Consider the following 20048-nt stretch of genomic DNA (forward strand, 5'->3'; position numbering starts at 1 on the left):
TTTTCGTTTCTGGCGCTAAGTACACGGATTTGTCCTCTATTTGCTTAATTAATCGGCAAATTATCCGCTAAGCTCTTTTTCCGTGTTAGCGAATGGGCAAAAGGTTGTTATGCTTGAAACAACTGGGCAGCATCCCCAGATACAGGGAGAATGCATGAAAACAGTGAGACTGACTGATTAACCGGGTTGTTATTTCGGTTTGAGGCCGTGGCACGTAGCGTTTGCGCCTCGGCTTACGTAAAATCGGTACAGAATGTTGCCAATGAAATTTATCAGGAGACGGTAATGTCATACAGTGGCGATCGTGAATTTACTGCACCGCACATGGCGCTGGTGCCAATGGTGGTCGAACAAACCTCGCGCGGCGAGCGTTCTTACGACATCTACTCTCGCCTGCTCAAAGAGCGTGTGATCTTCCTGACCGGTCAGGTTGAAGATCATATGGCTAACCTGATCGTGGCGCAGATGCTGTTTCTGGAAGCTGAGAATCCTGAAAAAGACATTTACCTCTACATTAACTCGCCAGGCGGCGTGATTACTGCTGGAATGTCGATTTATGACACAATGAAGTTTATTAAGCCCGATGTCAGCACCATTTGTATGGGGCAGGCTTGTTCAATGGGTGCGTTCCTGCTGACCGCAGGCACCAAAGGCAAACGCTTCTGCTTGCCTAATTCACGTGTGATGATTCATCAGCCGTTGGGCGGCTATCAGGGCCAGGCGACGGATATCGAAATCCATGCGCGTGAAATTCTGAAAGTGAAGCAGCGCATGAATGAGTTAATGGCTGAGCACACGGGCAAATCGCTGGAAGAGATTGAACGCGACACCGAGCGCGATCGTTTCCTCTCTGCGAGCGAAGCGGTTGAGTATGGCTTAGTCGACTCAATCCTGACGCATCGCCAATAAGACACATCTGCTTGCCCCTTACGCTATAGTTAACGGGGAGCAGGCAGATGGGTTGAATGCATATCGGCCGTTGATGTACGGCCAGCGCCGTACAACAAATTTGGTCTGAGAAAGAAAAGAGGTTAGCTGATGACAGATAAGCGCAAAGACGGTTCAGGTAAGTTGCTGTACTGCTCTTTCTGCGGCAAAAGCCAGCATGAAGTCCGTAAGCTAATTGCCGGGCCGTCAGTGTACATTTGCGATGAGTGCGTTGATCTTTGCAACGACATTATTCGTGAAGAGATTAAGGAAGTTGCGCCGCATCGCGAGCGTAGCTCACTGCCGACGCCGCATGAAATCCGCCATCACCTTGATGATTATGTTATTGGTCAGGAAAGGGCGAAGAAAGTGTTGGCAGTAGCGGTATATAACCACTACAAACGCTTGCGTAATGGCGATACCAGCAACGGCATTGAACTGGGCAAAAGTAACATTTTGCTGATCGGTCCAACCGGTAGCGGTAAAACACTGTTGGCAGAAACGCTGGCGCGCTTGCTGGATGTGCCTTTCACCATGGCGGATGCCACCACGCTGACCGAAGCGGGTTACGTGGGTGAGGACGTTGAAAACATCATCCAGAAGCTGCTGCAGAAGTGTGATTACGATGTGCAGAAAGCGCAGCGCGGCATTGTCTACATCGATGAAATCGACAAGATTTCTCGTAAGTCTGACAACCCGTCGATCACACGTGACGTATCGGGCGAAGGCGTACAGCAAGCGCTGTTGAAATTGATTGAAGGTACCGTAGCTGCCGTACCGCCGCAGGGCGGACGCAAACATCCACAGCAGGAGTTCTTGCAGGTTGATACCTCCAAGATTCTGTTTATCTGTGGTGGCGCATTCGCCGGTCTCGATAAGGTGATTTCCCAGCGTGTTGAAACCGGATCCGGCATCGGCTTCGGCGCAACCGTGAAGGGCAAATCCCAGAAGGCGAGCGAAGGCGAATTGCTGTCGCAGGTTGAGCCAGAAGATTTGATCAAGTTTGGCTTGATTCCTGAGTTCATTGGTCGTCTGCCGGTTGTGGCGACGCTGAGCGAACTGAGTGAAGAAGCGCTGATTCAGATCCTGCGTGAGCCGAAGAACGCACTGACCAAACAGTATCAGGCGCTGTTCAATCTGGAAGGTGTGGAGCTGGAATTCCGTGACGAAGCCTTAACGGCGATCGCTAAAAAAGCGATGTCACGCAAAACCGGTGCGCGTGGTCTGCGTTCTATCGTTGAAGGTGCGCTACTTGAAACCATGTACGACCTGCCTTCAATGGATGACGTTGAAAAAGTAGTGATTGATGAGTCGGTGATTGAAGGACAATCTGAGCCGATGTTGATTTATGGAAAGCATGAAGCCCAGGCTTCTGGTGAATAAATAAACAATCGCACCACGTTGTTATCTTAAAAAAGGGGAAAAATCTTTCCCCTTTTGTTTTTCTCTCGCCAGTGACATTGAATGTCGTACAAGCATCCCCATATACTCAATATCCTGTGGGTTTAACTGCAAAACCTCTATTGCGCGGTACCCATCACCTGGCGGACATTAAACTAAGAGAGAGCTCTATGAATCCTGAGCGTTCTGAACGCATTGAAATCCCCGTGTTGCCGTTGCGCGACGTGGTGGTTTATCCGCACATGGTAATTCCGTTGTTTGTTGGTCGGGAAAAATCGATTCGGTGCCTCGAAGCCGCAATGGATCATGATAAAAAGATCATGCTGGTTGCACAGAAAGAGGCTTCAACGGATGAACCTGGCATTAACGATCTCTTCTCAGTAGGGACCGTCGCTTCTGTATTGCAGATGCTGAAACTTCCAGATGGCACGGTAAAAGTGCTGGTTGAAGGTTTACAACGCGCGCACATCACCACGCTGGCTGATAATGGCGACCATTTCGTTGCCCAGGCCGAATACCTTGTCTCGCCAGAAATTGAAGAGCGCGAGCAGGAAGTGCTGGTACGCACGGCCATCAACCAGTTTGAAGGCTACATCAAGCTCAATAAAAAAATCCCACCTGAGGTCTTAACCTCCCTCAACAGCATCGACGATGCGGCCCGTTTGGCCGATACCGTCGCAGCGCATATGCCGCTGAAACTGGCTGATAAACAGTCCGTGCTGGAGATGTCCGACGTCAATGAACGTCTGGAATATCTGATGGCGATGATGGAATCAGAAATCGATCTGCTGCAGGTTGAGAAGCGTATTCGCAACCGCGTTAAAAAGCAGATGGAGAAAAGCCAGCGTGAGTACTATCTGAATGAGCAAATGAAAGCCATTCAGAAAGAGCTGGGCGAAATGGATGATGCGCCGGATGAGTACGAGGCGCTGAAACGTAAGATTGAAGCGGCCAAAATGCCGACCGAAGCGCGTGAAAAAGCCGAAGCTGAGCTGCAGAAGCTGAAGATGATGTCGCCGATGTCTGCAGAAGCGACCGTGGTGCGTGGCTACATCGACTGGATGGTTCAGGTTCCGTGGGTGGCGCGCAGCAAGGTGAAAAAAGACCTGCGTAAAGCGCAGGAAACGTTGGATATCGACCATTACGGTCTGGAACGCGTCAAAGACCGCATCCTTGAGTATCTTGCGGTGCAGAGTCGCGTCAGCAAAATTAAAGGCCCAATTCTGTGCCTTGTTGGACCGCCAGGCGTGGGTAAAACCTCGCTGGGACAGTCGATTGCTAAAGCTACCGGACGTAAATACGTGCGTATGGCGCTGGGTGGCGTGCGTGATGAAGCGGAAATCCGCGGACATCGTCGTACCTACATCGGTTCTATGCCAGGCAAGCTGATCCAGAAAATGGCAAAAGTGGGCGTTAAAAACCCGCTGTTCCTGCTGGATGAGATCGACAAAATGTCTTCTGACATGCGTGGCGATCCGGCTTCAGCGCTGCTTGAGGTGCTGGATCCTGAGCAGAACATCGCGTTTAACGATCACTACCTGGAAGTGGATTACGATCTCTCTGACGTGATGTTCGTGGCGACTTCAAACTCCATGAACATCCCGGCGCCGTTGCTCGACCGTATGGAAGTGATTCGTCTCTCCGGTTATACCGAAGATGAAAAGCTGAACATCGCGAAGCAACATTTGCTGCCGAAGCAGATTGAACGCAATGCGCTGAAAGAGAAAGAGATCACCGTCGACGACAGCGCGATTGTTGGTATCATCCGCTACTACACCCGTGAAGCGGGCGTGCGTAGTCTGGAGCGCGAACTCTCCAAGCTGTGCCGTAAAGCAGTAAAAGCGCTGCTGATGGATAAGTCGAAAAAGCACATCGTGATCAATGGCGATAACCTTAAGGATTTCCTTGGCGTGCAGCGCTTTGATTATGGTCGCGCAGAGAGCGAAAGCCGTGTGGGTCAGGTGACCGGTCTGGCGTGGACGGAAGTGGGCGGCGATCTGCTGACCATCGAAACCGCCTGCGTGCCAGGTAAAGGTAAGCTGACGTATACCGGTTCGCTGGGCGAAGTGATGCAGGAATCGATTCAGGCGGCGCTGACTGTGGTGCGCGCGCGTGCAGAGAAACTGGGCATCAACGGTGATTTCTACGAGAAACGTGACATCCACGTGCACGTACCCGAAGGTGCGACGCCGAAAGATGGTCCGAGCGCCGGTATCGCCATGTGCACCGCGCTAGTGTCATGCTTAACCGGCAACCCGGTGCGTTCTGATGTGGCGATGACCGGTGAAATCACCCTGCGTGGCTTGGTTCTGCCGATTGGTGGCCTGAAAGAGAAGTTGCTCGCGGCACACCGTGGCGGCATCAAAACCGTGCTGATCCCGGACGAAAACAAGCGCGATTTGGAAGATATTCCACAGAACGTGATTGCCGATCTCGAGATTCATCCGGTGAAGCGTATTGAAGAAGTGCTGAACCTGGCACTGGAAAATGCGCCTTACGGCATGCAGGTTGCGACCGCAAAATAGTGATTAGCGACATAAACCGCTAAAAAGCGAAGCTGGCAGGCAAAATGGTGCTTGCCAGCTTTTTTTTGTGCCGCTAACTTAGTGGGCTGCTGGATCAACGATTGAGATGAATACCGTTGTTTCAGCTCCACAGGCTTGATATAACTGGCTGCGCGTTCGCACCGGGCGGGAAGCGCGGGTGCGATGTGAATAATAAAAGAGGGGATGAAGAGAGTGAATAAGTCACAGTTGATCGACAAAATTGCTGCAGATGCTGATATTTCTAAAGCAGCAGCGGGACGTGTTTTAGATGCATTCATGGACTCCGTTACCGAAGCTCTGAAAGGCGGAGATGAAGTGGCACTGGTTGGTTTCGGTACTTTCTCTGTACGTGAGCGTGCAGCTCGCACCGGCCGTAACCCACAAACGGGTAAAGAGCTCACCATTCCGGCTGGTAAAGTTCCGGGCTTCCGTGCAGGTAAAGCACTGAAAGATTCCGTCAATTAATGACCGCTGATACATCCATTGAAGCATTTTCTTCCGTGGATTGAGGACGCAAAAGCCGTTCTCATGTAACATACGGGCACATCATTTTTGATGTGCCTTTTTTATTCTTGATGCGCGACGATAGCCTTTGGTTGTTGTCTCCGCATGGTTGCCAACTGCCAGCCTGAACAGCAGTTGCACGATGATGACATCGTGTTAGAGCTTTACATTCACACTACAGCGGAGTGTTGTCATACCATGATGGACAATTTACGCGCGGCGTCGAATCATGTCGTGCTCAAGATTATTCTGGGATTGATCATCCTGTCTTTCGTACTCACCGGGGTGGGCAACTACCTGATCGGTGGCGGCGGTGATTATGCTGCCAAAGTGAACGGCCACGAGATCAGTCGTGCAGAGCTGGAGCAGGGTTTTAACAACGAGCGCAATCGTCAGCAGCAGATGCTGGGCGATCAGTTCTCGCAGTTAGCCAGCAACGAAGGCTATATGCAGCAGATGCGTCAGCAGGCGCTGTCGCAGCTGATTGATCAGGCGTTACTTGATCAGTACATCAAAGATCTGCACATCGGCATCAGCGATGATCAGGTAAAACAGGCGATCTTCAATCAGAAAGCTTTCCAGACCAACGGTAAATTCGACAACGCCAAATATAGCGGCCTGATCACCAGCATGGGCTTCACGGCTGATCAGTATGCTGAAGCGCTGCGCAAGCAGCTGGCGACGCAGCAGCTGATTAATGCGATTGCTAACACTGATTTCATGCTGAAAGGCGAAACCAGCAAGCTGGTGGATCTGGTGTCCCAGCAGCGTGAAGTGCGTCAGGCGGTGATTGATGTCAACGCGCTTGCGGCCAAACAAACGGTCAGCGACGACGAAGTCAGCCAGTATTACCAGCAGCATCAGAATAGCTTCATGGCGCCTGAGCAGTTCCGCGTGAGCTATATCAAAATGGATGCCGCAAGCATGCAGGAAACGGCCAGCGAAGCAGACATTCAGAGCTGGTACGATCAACACAAAGCGGATTATTCACAGCCACAGCGTAATCGCTACAGCGTGATTCAGACTAAGACGGAAGCCGATGCTAACGCCGTGGTTGATGCATTGAAGAAAGGCGAAGATTTCGCCGCGCTGGCGAAAAGCAAATCTATCGACCCAATCTCAGCCCGCAAAGGTGGCGATATGGGTTGGCTGGAGCCGAGCACCACGCCAGACGAGCTGAAAAACGCCAATCTGACGCAGAAAGGCCAGCTTTCCGGTGCCATCAAATCATCGGTTGGCTACCTCGTGGTGCGTCTGGATGATATTCAGCCGGAGCAGGTTAAACCGCTGGCCGATGTTCATGACATCGTTGCCGATAAAGTGAAGCAAGAGAAAGCGGTTGATGCCTTCTACAAAATTCAGCAGAAAGTGAGCGAAGCAGCCAGCAACGATAACGAATCGTTGGCCGGCGCGGCGCAGGCTTCCGGCCTGAAAGTGGTAGAAACCAATTGGATCACCCGCGATAACCTGCCAGACGAGTTGAACTTCGATCAGGTTAAGCAAGCCATCTTCAACGGTGGTTTAGTGGGCCAGAATGGTGCGCCGGGTAACAACTCCGACATCATCTCTGTGGATGGCGATCGTGCCTTTGTGCTGCGTATCAGCGAGCACAAACCGGAAGCGGTGAAGCCGTTGGATCAGGTGAAAGCGCAGATCGTCGACTCGCTGAAGCATGATAAAGCAACGCAGCAGGCAAAAGCGCAGGCAGACAAACTGCTGGCCGATTTGAAAGCCGGTAAAGCAGATGCACTGAAGGCTGCAGGCTTAACGCTCAGCGCCAGCAAATCGTTTGATCGCAATGCGCAGGATCCGGTGGCTCAGTCGGCCTTCAATCTGCCGCAACCTGCCGACAATAAACCGTCGTGGGGCGTGAGTGAAGATATGCAGGGCAATGTGGTGCTGATCGCGCTGGATAAAGTGAGCGCGGGCAACATGCCGCAGGCGCAGATCGATGAGATGGTGAAAGGCGTAACGCAAAATAACGCGCAAATTGCCTTTGAAGCGCTGCTGGAAAACCTGCGTAAAGAGGCGAAGATTAAGTACGGCGCCGCCGCACAAAACCAGTAAGCCTCACAAAAAAAGTTAAACCACTGCAATACCCGAAAGGCCGCTTATGCGGCCTTTTCCATTTCTGTGATTGTCCTTTTGAGCGTTGAATTGAGCTGTGACACCCTGCTGGTGCTGTCAAACACAAGGAGAAACACAGCATGGTGAAATCAACGTTTCAAGCTCTCTGCATTACGCTGGCGCTGGGCGGCGCAGTTTATACCACCGGACTGGCGGCTGCCGAAAGTCCCAGTGAAACGCAGGCGACGCAAGTCTCCACGCCAAACGAAGGACAGGTCAGCATCAATTCAGCCACAGCCGAACAGCTCGCAGCCGGTATGAACGGCATCGGACTGAAGAAAGCGCAGGCCATTGTCAGTTATCGCGAACAATACGGCCCGTTTACCGCCATTGAACAACTCAAGGAGGTGCCGGGTATCGGTAGCGCACTGATTGAGCGCAACAGCGCTCGGCTTAAACTGTGAAGCGTCTCGCGACTTTGAAGGATTGAAAAAGCCCGGATTCAGGCTGTGCTATGCTCAACAGGTCTTACCAGTTGTCATTCTCAGCCTGAACAGGAGCAATAATGCAAACCACAATTAAAGTGCGCGGTTATCATCTGGATGTTTATCAGCACGTGAATAACGCGCGCTATCTGGAGTTTCTGGAAGAGGCGCGCTGGCAGTGGCTGGAGGATGTCGATGCGTTTCATTGGCTGATGGAGCAGCAGCTGGCGTTTGTGGTGGTGAATATCAACATCAACTATCGTCGTCCGGCGGTATTGGGCGACGTACTGAACATTGAAAGTGAAGTATCTCAGCTCGGCGGTAAAAGCGGCATCATTACGCAGCGTGTCTTGCTGGCGAGTGATAATTCGGTGGTGTCGGATGCCGCACTGACCTTTGTCTGTATCGATTTGCGCACGCAAAAAGCGGTGCCGTTGGAAGGGGAGTTACACCAGCGTCTGGCATCGTTGATGGTCGAAAATGAATAACTGGCGCCGATGACGCCAGTTTACCCTGCGGTCTGAATCAGTTGAGGCCGCTTTTCTCTTTCATCGCTGCCATCACCGCTGACGCATTCGCCTGATAATCTGCCAGGCCACGGGCGCGTAGATGGCAGGCCGCGCATTCACCGCAACCATCACCTTTTACGCCGTTGTAGCAGGTAAGCGTTTCAGCGCGTACCAGCGGCAGCTGCTGCCAGTAATCGGCCAGCGCCCAGGTTTCGGCTTTGTTCAGCCACATCAGCGGCGTTTCAAAGCGAATATTGCGCGCCATGCCGAGGCTGACCGCGCTATTGAGTGCTTTAACAAACTCATCTCGGCAATCCGGATAGCCTGAGAAGTCGGTTTCGCATACGCCGGTGATCACCGCTTCAGCTTCCACCTGATAGGCATAAATGGATGCCAGCGTCAGGAACAGAATATTGCGGCCCGGCACAAAGGTGCTCGGCAAACCGCTGGCATTCGGATCGTAAGTTGGCACGGGAATGTTGTCGCGCGTCAGGCTGCTGACGGCTAACTCATTGAGCAGCGTAACGTCGAGCACTTTGTGCGCCCGTGCGCCAAGCTTGTGTGACAGTTCTGCCGCAACTTCGATCTCTTCACGATGGCGCTGGCCGTAATCAAAAGTAACGCAATGCACTTCATCATAGTGTTGCAGCGCCTGAATCAAACAGGTGGTGGAGTCTTGTCCGCCACTGAATACCACAACGGCTCGTTTCATTTTTTCTTCCCCAAAAATCAGTGCGCTTATGGTACTGGCTCGGACGCAGGCTGAACAGCGCTAGCTGTGGTTGGCGGCGGAATCCAGGCGCGGGTGAAATCAAACCAGCCCAGGCTATTCAGCTGGATGCCTTCCACGCCGGGCGGGGCAAATACCTGATAGCGATAGTTAAACAGCGGCAGTAAATGGCCGTCGCACATCAGCTGCTGAAACAGTTGCTGAGTCAGTTCGCTACGCTGCAATGCATCAGGCTGTTGGGCAATGGCGCTCAGCGGCGTTTGCAGGACCTGTTCGCGCAGCGGATGCCAGACCGGATCGTTCTCCAGCCAGTTCACCAGCGTAAACAGCGGTGCATCGCCAATCAGCCGATCGCCCATCACCACATCGGCCTCACTGAGATCGATATCGTCGCGCCAGCTTTTTACGTCATGGAAGACGCAGGTGAGGGTGCAGCCGTGTTGTGCCAGCAGTGGAATCAACGCCTGCGCCATCACATGCAGTTCGACCGGCAGGTGGTAATGCAGCGTTAGCGTCGGCGGCAGTGAAATTCTCTCTCTTACTGCGCGCGGTACCGGCCAGCCAGGCAGCAGTTCATGGCTCGGTGTAATCAACCCCTCATCCAGTGGCAATTGCTGAATCACGCCGCTGCGCTGAATCAGGGCAATCAGCGATTGGGCCTGTTCGGCACTGAAGTGCGCCGAGATGCGTGGCGCCAGATAGCAAAATCCCAGGCTGATACTGCGATCAACCGGACGCAGCGAACCGAGCTCGTCAGGATCGCCAATGGCGATTTGTACCGGATGGCTACAGCTGGTGCCGAGATCACGATCAAACAGCTGCGGCGTGATCCAGTATTCCATACGCTGGATCAATGGGCGCTGCAGATGCCAGCGCGCATGGCTCTCCAGCCGCACCATTTCGGCGGTGAAATGCGTGAGTTTCCACGGCCCGCTACCGACATCGGCGAATTCAGGATGAGGTAACAGACTGAATTGGTGCGCCAGCCGCTGCGGCAGCCAGTAATCGCTTTCACGCAGTTGTATGTGTATCGCCAGCGGATGCGGCGCTTCAATCCGTTCAATCGCTGCCAGCAGCCGCGAGCCGCGCGGGGATAGCATGATCTGCTGCAACTGCTCAACCAACTGCGCCGCCTGCACCGGTTCATCGTTGTGCCAGCTAAGCTGCGGGCGCAGCCAAAAGTACCAGTCACGGCCGCTGGCATCGTGCTGCCAATGGTGAGCGATATCGCCTTCAACATCGTTATCGCGAAAGCGCGTAAGCCCCGAGAAAACCTGGCGCGCCAGATGTTGCTCGGCGCGTCCGGTTAGCTGTAGCGGACGCAGCGGCTCCATCGCGCGGTAATAAGGAATGCGCAGCACCGGCGATTGATTCTGCCACTGACCGCCCATTAGCGGCCGCAACATTTTCACTAATCGCTCGGGATGCAGATCCAGCACCTGCAATGCCTGTACCGCCTCGCCAGCATCGAGTTGCTGCGTTAACAGCTGCTGGCGCAGCTGCTCCGGCGACACCAGGAAAGTCAGCTCGCCCTGTTTACCACGCCCGGATTCTCCGCGCCAGTTCAGCCAGCCGGCATCCTGCCACTGCCGCAGCAGCGTGCGCACATGGCGCTCGCTGCAAAAGCAGTGTTGCGCCATCGCAGCGACGCTGAGGCGTTGCGTTTCGCCGTGGCTAAGTTGCCACAGGCGCTGGAATTGATTAACCCGATGAAGTTCGCGCATCGCTAAACCCGGAACAGTTTTTTAAAAGTATTCACTATTAGTTCCGTAATTACCAGGCGATATTAACTGCCTCACTCAGACAGGAGAATTCGCATGGCTCGCCTCGCGGCATTTGATATGGATGGCACGCTGTTACTGCCTTCGCACCGGTTAGGAAATGAAACGCTGACAAGCCTGCATGCGTTGCATCAGCTCGGTGTTACGTTGGCGTTTGCCACCGGGCGTCATCTTATGGATATGCGGCGAGTACGCGAACAAATCACCTTGCCTGCGTGGCTGATTACCGGCAACGGCACGCGCATTCACGATCTTGTAGGCAACCAACTTTACGGCTGCGATTTATCGCCATCAGTGGCGGAAGAGGTGATTCATACCCATTGGCAAACGCCCGCCTCGATTCATATTTTCAATGATGAAGGCTGGTTTACCGATAAACCGCTGATCGGTGCGCTGGAAGCGCATGCGATGAGCGGCTTCCACTATCAGCTGCGTAATTTGCGTCAGATGTCGGCGCATGAAGTCACCAAAATCTGTTTTATTGCGCCGCATGAAATGTTGCAGGTGTTAAGAAGTGAATTGCAGGATGCGTTAGGCGATCGGGCTAACATTTGTTTCTCAGCCTGGGATTGCCTGGAAGTGTTGCCGGTTGATTGCCATAAAGGCGCGGCGTTGGGACGTCTGTGCCAGCATCTTTCGCTGTCGCTGGCGGAGTGTATGGCGTTTGGCGATGCCATGAACGATCGCGAAATGCTGGAGCGCGTTGGCAGCGGTTTCATTATGGGCAACGCCATGAATCAACTGAAAGCGTCGTTGCCCCATTTACCGATTATCGGACATTGCGAGACACAGGCGGTGTCTCACTACCTTAATCACTGGATGACCACACCACACCTCGATTATTCCCCCGAATGCTGAGGCTTACAGTGAACCGGACAGGACGTCCGGTTTTTTATTGCAGTTCCCGCACCCAAGGCGCAATTTCGCCGATATTCTGCTCTACCCACTGCGCATTGTAATAGGTGTCCGGATAGCGCTCACCGCTGTCACACAGCAATGTCACCAGAGAACCCTGCTCGCCGTTTTCCCGCATGCGTTTTGCCACTTGCATCATGCCCCAGAAGTTGGTGCCGGTTGAGGCGCCAGGACGACGTCCAAGCACCTTTTCCAACTGCAGCATCGCGGCGATGGTCGCGCCATCCGGCACTTTCATCATCTCGTCAATAACGTCGGGTAGAAACGACGGTTCGACGCGCGGACGGCCAATGCCTTCTATCAGGCTGCCGCGTTCGCTGCGCAACGTTTTGTCGCGGCTGTGCCAGTAGTCAAAGAACACCGAATGTTGCGGATCGACCACCAGCAGGCGCGTGTCATGGCCCTGATAGCGGATATAGCGGCCCAGCGTTGCCGAGGTGCCGCCGGTACCGGCGCTCATGATTACCGTATGCGGCACCGGGAACGGTTCGTGTGACATCTGGCGGAAAATGCTTTCGGCGATATTGTTGTTGCCGCGCCAGTCAGTGGCGCGCTCGGCGTAGGTGAACTGGTCCATAAAGTGGCCATTCAGCTCACGCGCTAAACGCTCGGATTCGCTGTACAGCTGGCAGGGATCGGCAACGAAATGGCACTCGCCACCGTAAAAACCAATCATCTCGATTTTGCGTTTTGCGGTGCTGGCCGGCATTACGGCGATAAACGGCAAACCAAGCAGGCGCGCGAAGTAAGCTTCCGATACCGCAGTACTGCCGGAAGAGGCTTCAATTATTGGCGTATTTTCGTGGATCCAGCCGTTCGCCAGACCATAGAGAAACAGGGAACGCGCCAGGCGATGTTTTAAGCTGCCGCTGGGATGCGTGCTTTCATCTTTGAGATAGAAGTGAATGCCAGGAAAATCATCCAGCTTAAAGCGGATCAAATGCGTATCCGCCGAGCGCTGAAAATCGGCGTTAATTTCATTGATGGCGTGGCGAACCCAGGGCGTTTGCATGTGGTATTTCCGTAATCATTATTGCGCACAGTGTAAGGCACTGGCAGGAAAAAGAGGTTGCTAAAACCGCGCTATAATGGCGAGATTAGAGAAAAATTTTCTCCCGGAGTGGCAAATGTTAGATAAAACTGACCGCACGTTGCTGGCAATACTGCAGCAGGATTGCACCTTGTCGCTGCAGACGTTGGCCGATGCGGTGAACCTCACCACCACGCCGTGCTGGAAACGCCTGAAAAAACTGGAAGATGATGGCATTATTCGTGCGCGCGTGGCGCTGGTGGACGGCGAAAAAATCGGTCTGTCTCTCACTGCCTTTATGTTTGTCAAAACCCAGCAGCACAGCAGCGAGTGGTTTAAGCAATTTGTCGCCGTGGTGCAGCAAATGCCGGAAGTGATGGCGTTTTATCGCATGGCGGGCGAGTACGATTATTTGCTGCGCATTCAGGTCGCGGACATGAAGAGTTATGACAGCTTTTATAAGCGTCTGGTGAACGGCGTGCCAGGACTGATGGATGTGACCTCCAGTTTTGCCATGGAAGAGATTAAATACACCACCGCCTTGCCGGTAGCGCCCTAGCGGGCACAGAAAGAGACACGCTTGTGCAATTATTCAGCCAGTTAAGTTGGTATTTCCTGCGCGAGTGGCGGCGATATCTGGGCGCCGTCAGCTTGCTGATCGTTATTGCCTTACTGCAATTACTGCCACCGCATGTGGTTGGCGTGATTGTCGACGGCGTTACCCAGCATGATTTAAGCGCCGGGCAGATCTTTATGTGGATCGGCGTGATGCTGGTGACGGCGGTGATCGTCTATCTGCTGCGCTATGTCTGGCGCGTGCTGCTGTTTGGCGCATCCTACCAATTAGCCGTTGAGCTACGTGAAGATTTCTATCGTCAACTTAGTCGTCAGCATCCGGCATTTTATCTGCGCCATCGCACTGGCGATCTGATTGCCCGCGCCACCAATGATGTGGATCGCGTGGTGTTTGCCGCCGGTGAAGGCGTGCTGACGTTGGTGGATTCGCTGGTGATGGGATTGGTGGTGCTGATTGTGATGAGCACCCAAATCAGCTGGGAACTGACGTTACTGGCGCTGATCCCGATGCCGATTATGGCCTTCGCCATTCAGAAAGATGGCGCACGCCTGCATCAGCGCTTCAAAGTGGCGCAGGCGGCGTTCTCCAGCCTGAACGATCAAACCCAGGAAAGCCTGACCAGCATTCGCATGATCAAAGCCTTTGGCCTCGAAGATCATCAGTCGCAGCAGTTTGCTGGCATCGCTGCCGATACCGGCAAGAAAAACCTGCATGTGGCGCGCGTGGATGCGCGTTTTGATCCGATCATTTATATCGCCGTTGGCTTCTCCAACCTGCTGGCGATTGCCGGTGGCGGCTGGATGGTGTGGAACGGCAGCTTGACGCTCGGGCAGCTTACCAGCTTTGTGATGTACCTCGGCCTGATGATTTGGCCGATGCTGGCGCTGGCGTGGATGATCAACATCGTTGAGCGCGGCAGTGCGGCGTGGAGTCGTATCCGCTCCTTGCTGGCGGAAGCACCTGCAGTTGAAGATGGCGCGCAAGTGTTGCCACCCGAACCTGGCGCAATGCAGGTTGCCATTCGTGAGTTTCGCTATCCGGCCAGTTCTGGTCCGGTGCTGAGCCATGTTAACTTCCAGCTAAAACCGGGCCAGATGCTCGGCTTATGCGGGCCAACCGGCTGCGGCAAGAGCACGCTGCTAAGCCTGATTCAGCGCCACTTCGACATCGATCAGGGCGATATTCGCTACCACAATACGCCGCTGCCGCAATTGCGACTCGATAGCTGGCGCAGTCGGTTGGCGGTGGTCAGCCAGACGCCGTTCCTGTTCTCCGACACCATCGCCGCCAATCTGGCGCTGGGTCGCCCGAATGCGACGCAGCAAGAGCTGGAGCGCGTGGCAAGCATGGCCTGCGTCCACGACGATATTCTGCGTCTGCCACAAGGTTATGAGACCGAAGTGGGCGAGCGCGGCGTGATGTTATCGGGCGGACAGAAGCAGCGCATTGCGATTGCACGCGCGCTGCTGCTGAATGCGGAAATCCTGATTCTGGATGATGCGCTGTCGGCGGTTGATGGTCGCACTGAACATGACATCCTGCATAACCTGCGCCAATGGGGCAAAGGGCGCACCTTGATTATCAGCGCGCATCGTCTTTCGGCGCTCACCGAAGCTAGCGAAATTCTGGTGCTGCAGCAGGGCGCCGTGGCGCAGCGTGGCGATCATGACACTTTGGCGGCCAAAGAGGGCTGGTATCGCGATATGTATCGTTATCAGCAGCTGGAAGCCGCGCTGGATGACGATGAAGTGGCAGAAGGAGCAAGCCGTGGCTAAATCACAACGTTTATGGCCGACGCTGAAACGTCTACTGGCGTATGGCAAACCGTGGCGTAAATCGCTGTGGCTGGCGGTCGGCATGCTGTGGATTGCTGCGGCGGCCGAAGTGACCGGGCCGGTGTTGGTGAGCTACTTCATCGATAATCTGGTGGCGAAACATCAGATGCCGTGGGGCATCGTCGCCAGCCTGCTGGTGGGCTTTATCCTGCTGCAATTGCTGGCTGCAGGTTTGCACTATTTTCAGGCATTGCTGTTTAACCGCGCGGCGATTGGCGTGGTGCAGCAATTGCGCGTAGACGTGATGAACGCGGCGTTGCGCCAGCCGCTTAGCGCCTTCGATACGCAGCCGGTCGGACAAATTATCTCGCGCGTTACCAATGACACCGAGGTGATCAAAGATCTCTACGTTACCGTGGTAGCAACGGTGTTGCGCGCCGCCGCGTTGATTGGTGCGATGCTGGTGGCGATGTTCTCCCTCGACTGGCGCATGGCGCTGGTGGCGATCGTAATTTTCCCGCTGGTGCTGACGGTGATGCTGATTTATCAGCGCTTCAGTACGCCGATTGCGCGTCGCGTGCGCAGCTATCTGGCGGACATCAACAACGGCTTTAATGAAGTGATCAACGGCATGAGCGTGATCCAGCAGTTCCGCCAGCAGGCGCGCTTTGGTGAGCGCATGGGCGAAGCCAGCCGTTCGCACTATCTGGCGCGGATGGAAACGCTGCGGCTGGATGGTTTTTTATTGCGCCCGTTGCTGAGTCTGTTTTCGGCCATGATTTTGTGCGGTTTGCTGATGCTGTTTAGCTTCGCCACGCCGGGCGTGTTTGAAGTTGGCGTGCTCTACGCCTTTATTACCTATCTTGGCCGCCTCAATGAACCGCTGATTGAACTCACCACGCAGCAGTCGATGCTGCAACAAGCGGTGGTGTCTGGCGAGCGCATCTTCGAACTGATGGATGCAGAGCAGCAAGGTTACGGCAGCGATATTCAGCCGCTGGCCTCGGGCAGCATTTCGCTGCGCGATGTGAGCTTTGCCTATCGCGATAATCGCGATGTGCTCAGCAACATCAATCTTGAAGTGCCCGCGCGTCATTTTGTTGCGCTGGTGGGGCATACCGGCAGCGGGAAAAGTACGCTGGCGAATTTGCTGATGGGCTATTACCCGGTGACGCGCGGCAGCATTGAGCTGGATGGTCGCCCGCTGCCCCAGCTGTCGCACGCCGCCTTACGTCAAAGCGTTGCGATGGTGCAACAGGATCCGGTGGTGCTGGCGGATTCGCTACTGGCCAACGTGCGCTTAGGGCGCGATATCCCGGAAGAGCAAGTGTGGCAGGCGCTGGAGACGGTACAGTTGGCACCGCTGGCGCGCAGCATGGCGGACGGCATCCATACGCGTTTAGGCGAGCAGGGCAATAATCTGTCGGTTGGGCAGAAACAGCTACTGGCGCTGGCGCGCGTGTTGGTGTCATTGCCGCAGATCCTGATCCTCGACGAAGCCACGGCCAATATCGATTCCGGTACGGAACAGGCGATTCAGCACGCGTTACGTGCACTACGCCAGCACAGCACGCTGGTGGTGATCGCGCATCGCCTTTCCACCATCACCGAAGCCGATCAGATTTTAGTGCTGCATCGCGGTCAGGTGGTGGAGCGCGGTACGCATGCTGAGCTGCTGGCCGAGCAGGGCCGCTACTGGCAGATGTATCAGCTGCAGCAGGCCGGCGATGAACTCGCGGCGGGCATCCCCGTACAAGCTGAAGGGTGAATTGCACCTTTTTTGCACAGTTTTATCGGAATGTTCTGTATTGATGCACTTCTTTGAGGCTTGAAGCACCAAAGAAGTGCAATATTGCAACACCTTTCCTACACCTCCTCCCCAATCTGCGCTCTGCTTCACATAACGAAGCGTGATGCAGCGCGCCTATGCTACTGACATTCCCCTTTTTTTACTTATGGCACAGCCTTTGCTTATATCCCTACGTGTCCGCGAAGACTCACTCAATTTCTTATCCGGAGGGGAACGTATGAAGCTGGTTACCGTGGTAATCAAACCATTTAAGCTGGAGGACGTGCGTGAAGCCTTATCCTCTATTGGCATTCAGGGACTGACAGTTACCGAGGTTAAAGGTTTCGGTCGCCAGAAAGGTCACGCAGAGCTTTATCGCGGTGCCGAGTACAGCGTTAACTTCCTGCCTAAAGTAAAAATTGATATCGCTATTGCGGACGACCAACTTGATGAAGTGGTCGATGTCATCAGCAAAGCCGCGTATACCGGCAAAATTGGCGACGGCAAGATTTTCGTCGCAGAACTGCAGCGCGTCATTCGTATTCGTACCGGCGAGACCGACGAAGCAGCACTGTAACTGGGGCTCTGAATTGTGATGGGATGGAAAGAAATGAATAAACTGATAACGAAGTTGGGCCTCACCAGCCTTGCGCTGTTACCTTCTCTGGCGATGGCGGCAGCGCCTGCCGTCGCGGATAAAGCCGATAACGCCTTTATGATGATCTGTACCGCGCTGGTACTGTTTATGTCGATTCCAGGCATTGCGCTGTTCTACGGCGGTTTGATCCGCGGTAAGAACGTGCTGTCGATGTTGACGCAGGTGGCAGTGACCTTCTCGCTGGTGTGCGTGCTGTGGGTGATTTACGGCTACTCGCTGGCCTTCAGTGAAGGCAACTCCTTCTTCGGTAGCTTCCAGTGGGCGATGCTGAAAAATATTGAGCTGAAAGCGGTGATGGGCAGCTTCTATCAGTACATTCACGTCGCGTTCCAGGCTTCCTTCGCCTGTATCACCGTCGGTCTGATTGTCGGTGCGCTGGCTGAACGTATTCGCTTCTCCGCAGTACTGATTTTCGTGGTGGTTTGGCTGACGCTGGCTTATCTGCCAATCGCACATATGGTGTGGGCAGGTGGCTTGCTGGCGCAAGATGGCGCGCTCGACTTCGCGGGCGGCACCGTGGTTCACATCAACGCCGCCGTTGCTGGCCTGGTGGGTGCTTACCTGGTGGGCAAACGTGCTGGTTTCGGCAAAGAAGCCTTCAAACCACACAACCTGCCGATGGTGTTCCTTGGTACCGCGATTCTGTATGTGGGCTGGTTCGGCTTCAACGCCGGTTCTGCTTCCTCAGCTAACGAAATCGCTGCGCTGGCGTTCCTGAATACCGTAGTGGCTACGGCGGGTGCAGTCCTGTCGTGGGTGTTCGGCGAGTGGGCGGTACGTGGTAAACCTTCTCTGCTCGGTGCGTGTTCAGGCTTCATCGCTGGTCTGGTCGCGATTACCCCAGCTTGTGGTTATGTCGGTGTCGGCGGCGCGCTGATTATCGGTCTGGCGGGTGGTTTAGCCGGTCTGTGGGGCGTAACGACCCTGAAGAAATGGCTGCGTGTTGATGACCCATGTGATGTGTTCGGAGTGCACGGCGTGTGTGGCATCCTCGGTTGTATCCTGACCGGCGTGTTCGCCTCCTCTTCACTGGGCGGCGTAGGCTACGCAGAAGGCGTGACCATGGGCCATCAGGTTTGGATTCAGCTGTTCAGCGTGGGCGTAACCATCGTCTGGACTGCGGTTGTGGCCTTCATCGGCTTCAAACTGGCGGATATGATTGTTGGCCTGCGTGTTCCGGAAGATCAGGAACGTGAAGGTCTGGATGTGAACAGCCACGGCGAGAACGCTTACAACCAGTAACAGCCGGGCTGAAGAAGAGCAGTGCGCTAAAATTATAAAAAGCAGAAGGGGCGATAATATCGCCCCTTTTTTTATGCGTCGCGTTGGCGCATCACGCCTTCCTGTACCGTAGTCGCCACCAGTCGGCCATCCTGGGCATAAAACTCGCCACGCACAAAACCGCGCGCGCCCGAGGCGGAGGTGCTCACCACGCTGTACAGCAGCCATTCAGACAAGTCGAACGGGCGATGGAACCACATTGAGTGATCGATGGTGGCAACCTGCATATCGGCTTCGAGGAAGCCTTTACCGTGCGGCTGCAGCGCCACCGGCAGAAAGTTGAGATCCGAGGCATATCCCAAAAGGTATTGATGGATACGGCGATCGGTAGGTAACTCGCCGTTTGCACGAATCCACACCTGACGCAGCGGCTCATCGACATGGCCTTTTAGCGGGTTATGAATCTGTACCGGACGAATATCCAGCGGCCGCTCGGCGAGGAATTTTTCTTTCAGTTTGAGTGGCAGATGAGCGGCCAGCTTTTTTGCCAAATCCTGTTCCGATGGCAGATTATCTGGGCCCGGCACCTGCGGCATGCTGTTCTGGTGCTCGAAGCCGCTTTCAGGTGCCTGGAACGAGGCGGTCATGTAGAAGATCGGTTGGCCATTCTGTACCGCGCTGACGCGGCGTGCGCTGAAGCTTTTGCCGTCACGCAGCGTTTCGACATCGTAAATAATGGCTTTTTGGCTATCGCCTGGACGCAGAAAGTAGCTGTGGAAAGAGTGAATGATGCGCTCTTCCGGCACCGTTTGTTTCGCCGCATACAGCGCCTGGCCAACCACCTGACCACCAAACACCTGGCGCAGACCAAGATCTTCGCTCTGACCACGAAACAGGCCTTCTTCCAGTTTTTCCAGATTTAACAAATTAAGCAGGTTGTGCAGTGCCTGACTCATAGCGGATTCCTCAGCGTGACTAATCGCGTCAGTGTGAAAGATCCGACCAGTTTCCGTCAATGATTTTGCCGCTATTTCAGCGGGCTGGCGGAGGGTTTAGGCGCAATGCCGATATTTGTGCCAGAATTAAGGTCATTCGGCGGCTGAAAAGCTAAGCAATGAATTTACCGCCGACAA

General features: G+C 54.4%; 17 protein-coding genes. 13 read left to right on the top strand and 4 right to left on the bottom strand.

Annotation, left to right across the window (positions count from 1 at the left end; all coding sequences use genetic code 11):
* The first annotated feature begins 285 nt into the window (after positions 1-285).
* The 7 genes from clpP to NQH49_RS04960 all read left to right on the top strand — a co-directional run bounded on the left by clpP (position 286) and on the right by NQH49_RS04960 (position 8418).
* Entirely contained in the window at positions 286-909 is a 624-nt protein-coding gene (gene clpP / locus NQH49_RS04930) for an ATP-dependent Clp endopeptidase proteolytic subunit ClpP (RefSeq protein WP_008103933.1), read from the top strand.
* A 129-nt stretch (positions 910-1038) separates the two neighbouring features.
* Positions 1039-2310, top strand: a complete 1272-nt coding sequence (clpX, locus tag NQH49_RS04935; protein WP_008103932.1) for an ATP-dependent protease ATP-binding subunit ClpX — start codon at positions 1039-1041, stop codon at positions 2308-2310.
* A gap of 188 nt (positions 2311-2498) precedes the next feature.
* Positions 2499-4853 (top strand): endopeptidase La, encoded by a 2355-nt coding sequence (gene lon / locus NQH49_RS04940; protein ID WP_101762422.1) that lies wholly within the window; start codon positions 2499-2501, stop codon positions 4851-4853.
* Between the two features lie 213 nt (positions 4854-5066).
* A complete protein-coding gene (gene hupB, locus NQH49_RS04945; RefSeq protein ID WP_036648244.1) occupies positions 5067-5339 on the top strand; it encodes a nucleoid-associated protein HU-beta in 273 nt (90 codons plus the stop codon).
* Positions 5340-5576: 237 nt separating this feature from the next.
* A complete protein-coding gene (ppiD, locus tag NQH49_RS04950; RefSeq protein ID WP_154191760.1) occupies positions 5577-7445 on the top strand; it encodes a peptidylprolyl isomerase in 1869 nt (622 codons plus the stop codon).
* A 140-nt stretch (positions 7446-7585) separates the two neighbouring features.
* Positions 7586-7909, top strand: a complete 324-nt coding sequence (locus tag NQH49_RS04955) for a ComEA family DNA-binding protein (protein ID WP_008103924.1) — start codon at positions 7586-7588, stop codon at positions 7907-7909.
* Between the two features lie 101 nt (positions 7910-8010).
* Positions 8011-8418, top strand: coding sequence for a YbgC/FadM family acyl-CoA thioesterase (locus NQH49_RS04960; protein WP_256695802.1), 408 nt, complete (start codon positions 8011-8013; stop codon positions 8416-8418).
* Between the two features lie 37 nt (positions 8419-8455).
* Here the strand turns inward: NQH49_RS04960 and queC are convergent, their stop codons facing one another.
* Together queC and NQH49_RS04970 are read right to left on the bottom strand one after the other, a co-directional pair.
* Positions 8456-9151: a 7-cyano-7-deazaguanine synthase QueC gene (gene queC / locus NQH49_RS04965; RefSeq protein WP_256695804.1), complete on the bottom strand. Its 696-nt coding sequence runs from the start codon at positions 9149-9151 to the stop codon at positions 8456-8458.
* A 26-nt stretch (positions 9152-9177) separates the two neighbouring features.
* Positions 9178-10893 (bottom strand): SgrR family transcriptional regulator, encoded by a 1716-nt coding sequence (locus tag NQH49_RS04970; protein ID WP_256695805.1) that lies wholly within the window; start codon positions 10891-10893, stop codon positions 9178-9180.
* Between the two features lie 93 nt (positions 10894-10986).
* Between NQH49_RS04970 and cof the strand changes: the two genes are divergently transcribed.
* A complete protein-coding gene (gene cof / locus NQH49_RS04975; RefSeq protein WP_256695806.1) occupies positions 10987-11808 on the top strand; it encodes an HMP-PP phosphatase in 822 nt (273 codons plus the stop codon).
* Positions 11809-11842: 34 nt separating this feature from the next.
* Here cof and NQH49_RS04980 read toward each other — a convergent pair whose 3' ends face one another.
* Positions 11843-12877 carry a PLP-dependent cysteine synthase family protein gene (locus NQH49_RS04980; protein WP_256695807.1) on the bottom strand — a complete coding sequence of 345 codons (1035 nt, stop codon included), beginning with the start codon at positions 12875-12877 and terminating at the stop codon, positions 11843-11845.
* Between the two features lie 115 nt (positions 12878-12992).
* Between NQH49_RS04980 and NQH49_RS04985 the strand changes: the two genes are divergently transcribed.
* The 5 genes from NQH49_RS04985 to amtB all read left to right on the top strand — a co-directional run bounded on the left by NQH49_RS04985 (position 12993) and on the right by amtB (position 18936).
* Positions 12993-13454 (top strand): Lrp/AsnC family transcriptional regulator, encoded by a 462-nt coding sequence (locus NQH49_RS04985; RefSeq protein WP_256695808.1) that lies wholly within the window; start codon positions 12993-12995, stop codon positions 13452-13454.
* Between the two features lie 23 nt (positions 13455-13477).
* Positions 13478-15247 carry a SmdA family multidrug ABC transporter permease/ATP-binding protein gene (locus NQH49_RS04990; protein ID WP_256695809.1) on the top strand — a complete coding sequence of 590 codons (1770 nt, stop codon included), beginning with the start codon at positions 13478-13480 and terminating at the stop codon, positions 15245-15247.
* Positions 15240-17015 (top strand): SmdB family multidrug efflux ABC transporter permease/ATP-binding protein, encoded by a 1776-nt coding sequence (locus tag NQH49_RS04995; RefSeq protein ID WP_256695810.1) that lies wholly within the window; start codon positions 15240-15242, stop codon positions 17013-17015. The genes NQH49_RS04990 and NQH49_RS04995 overlap by 8 nt, the downstream gene beginning before the upstream one ends.
* Positions 17016-17274: 259 nt before the next feature.
* Entirely contained in the window at positions 17275-17613 is a 339-nt protein-coding gene (gene glnK / locus NQH49_RS05000) for a P-II family nitrogen regulator (RefSeq protein WP_007886947.1), read from the top strand.
* A gap of 33 nt (positions 17614-17646) precedes the next feature.
* Complete coding sequence (gene amtB / locus NQH49_RS05005; RefSeq protein WP_008103907.1) at positions 17647-18936, top strand: ammonium transporter AmtB; 1290 nt, start codon at positions 17647-17649, stop codon at positions 18934-18936.
* 71 nt (positions 18937-19007) lie between these two features.
* Here the strand turns inward: amtB and tesB are convergent, their stop codons facing one another.
* Complete coding sequence (tesB, locus tag NQH49_RS05010; RefSeq protein WP_256695811.1) at positions 19008-19871, bottom strand: acyl-CoA thioesterase II; 864 nt, start codon at positions 19869-19871, stop codon at positions 19008-19010.
* Positions 19872-20048 lie beyond the last annotated feature (177 nt).

The sequence above is a fragment of the Pantoea trifolii genome (assembly GCF_024506435.1).
Lineage (GTDB): Bacteria > Pseudomonadota > Gammaproteobacteria > Enterobacterales > Enterobacteriaceae > Pantoea > Pantoea trifolii.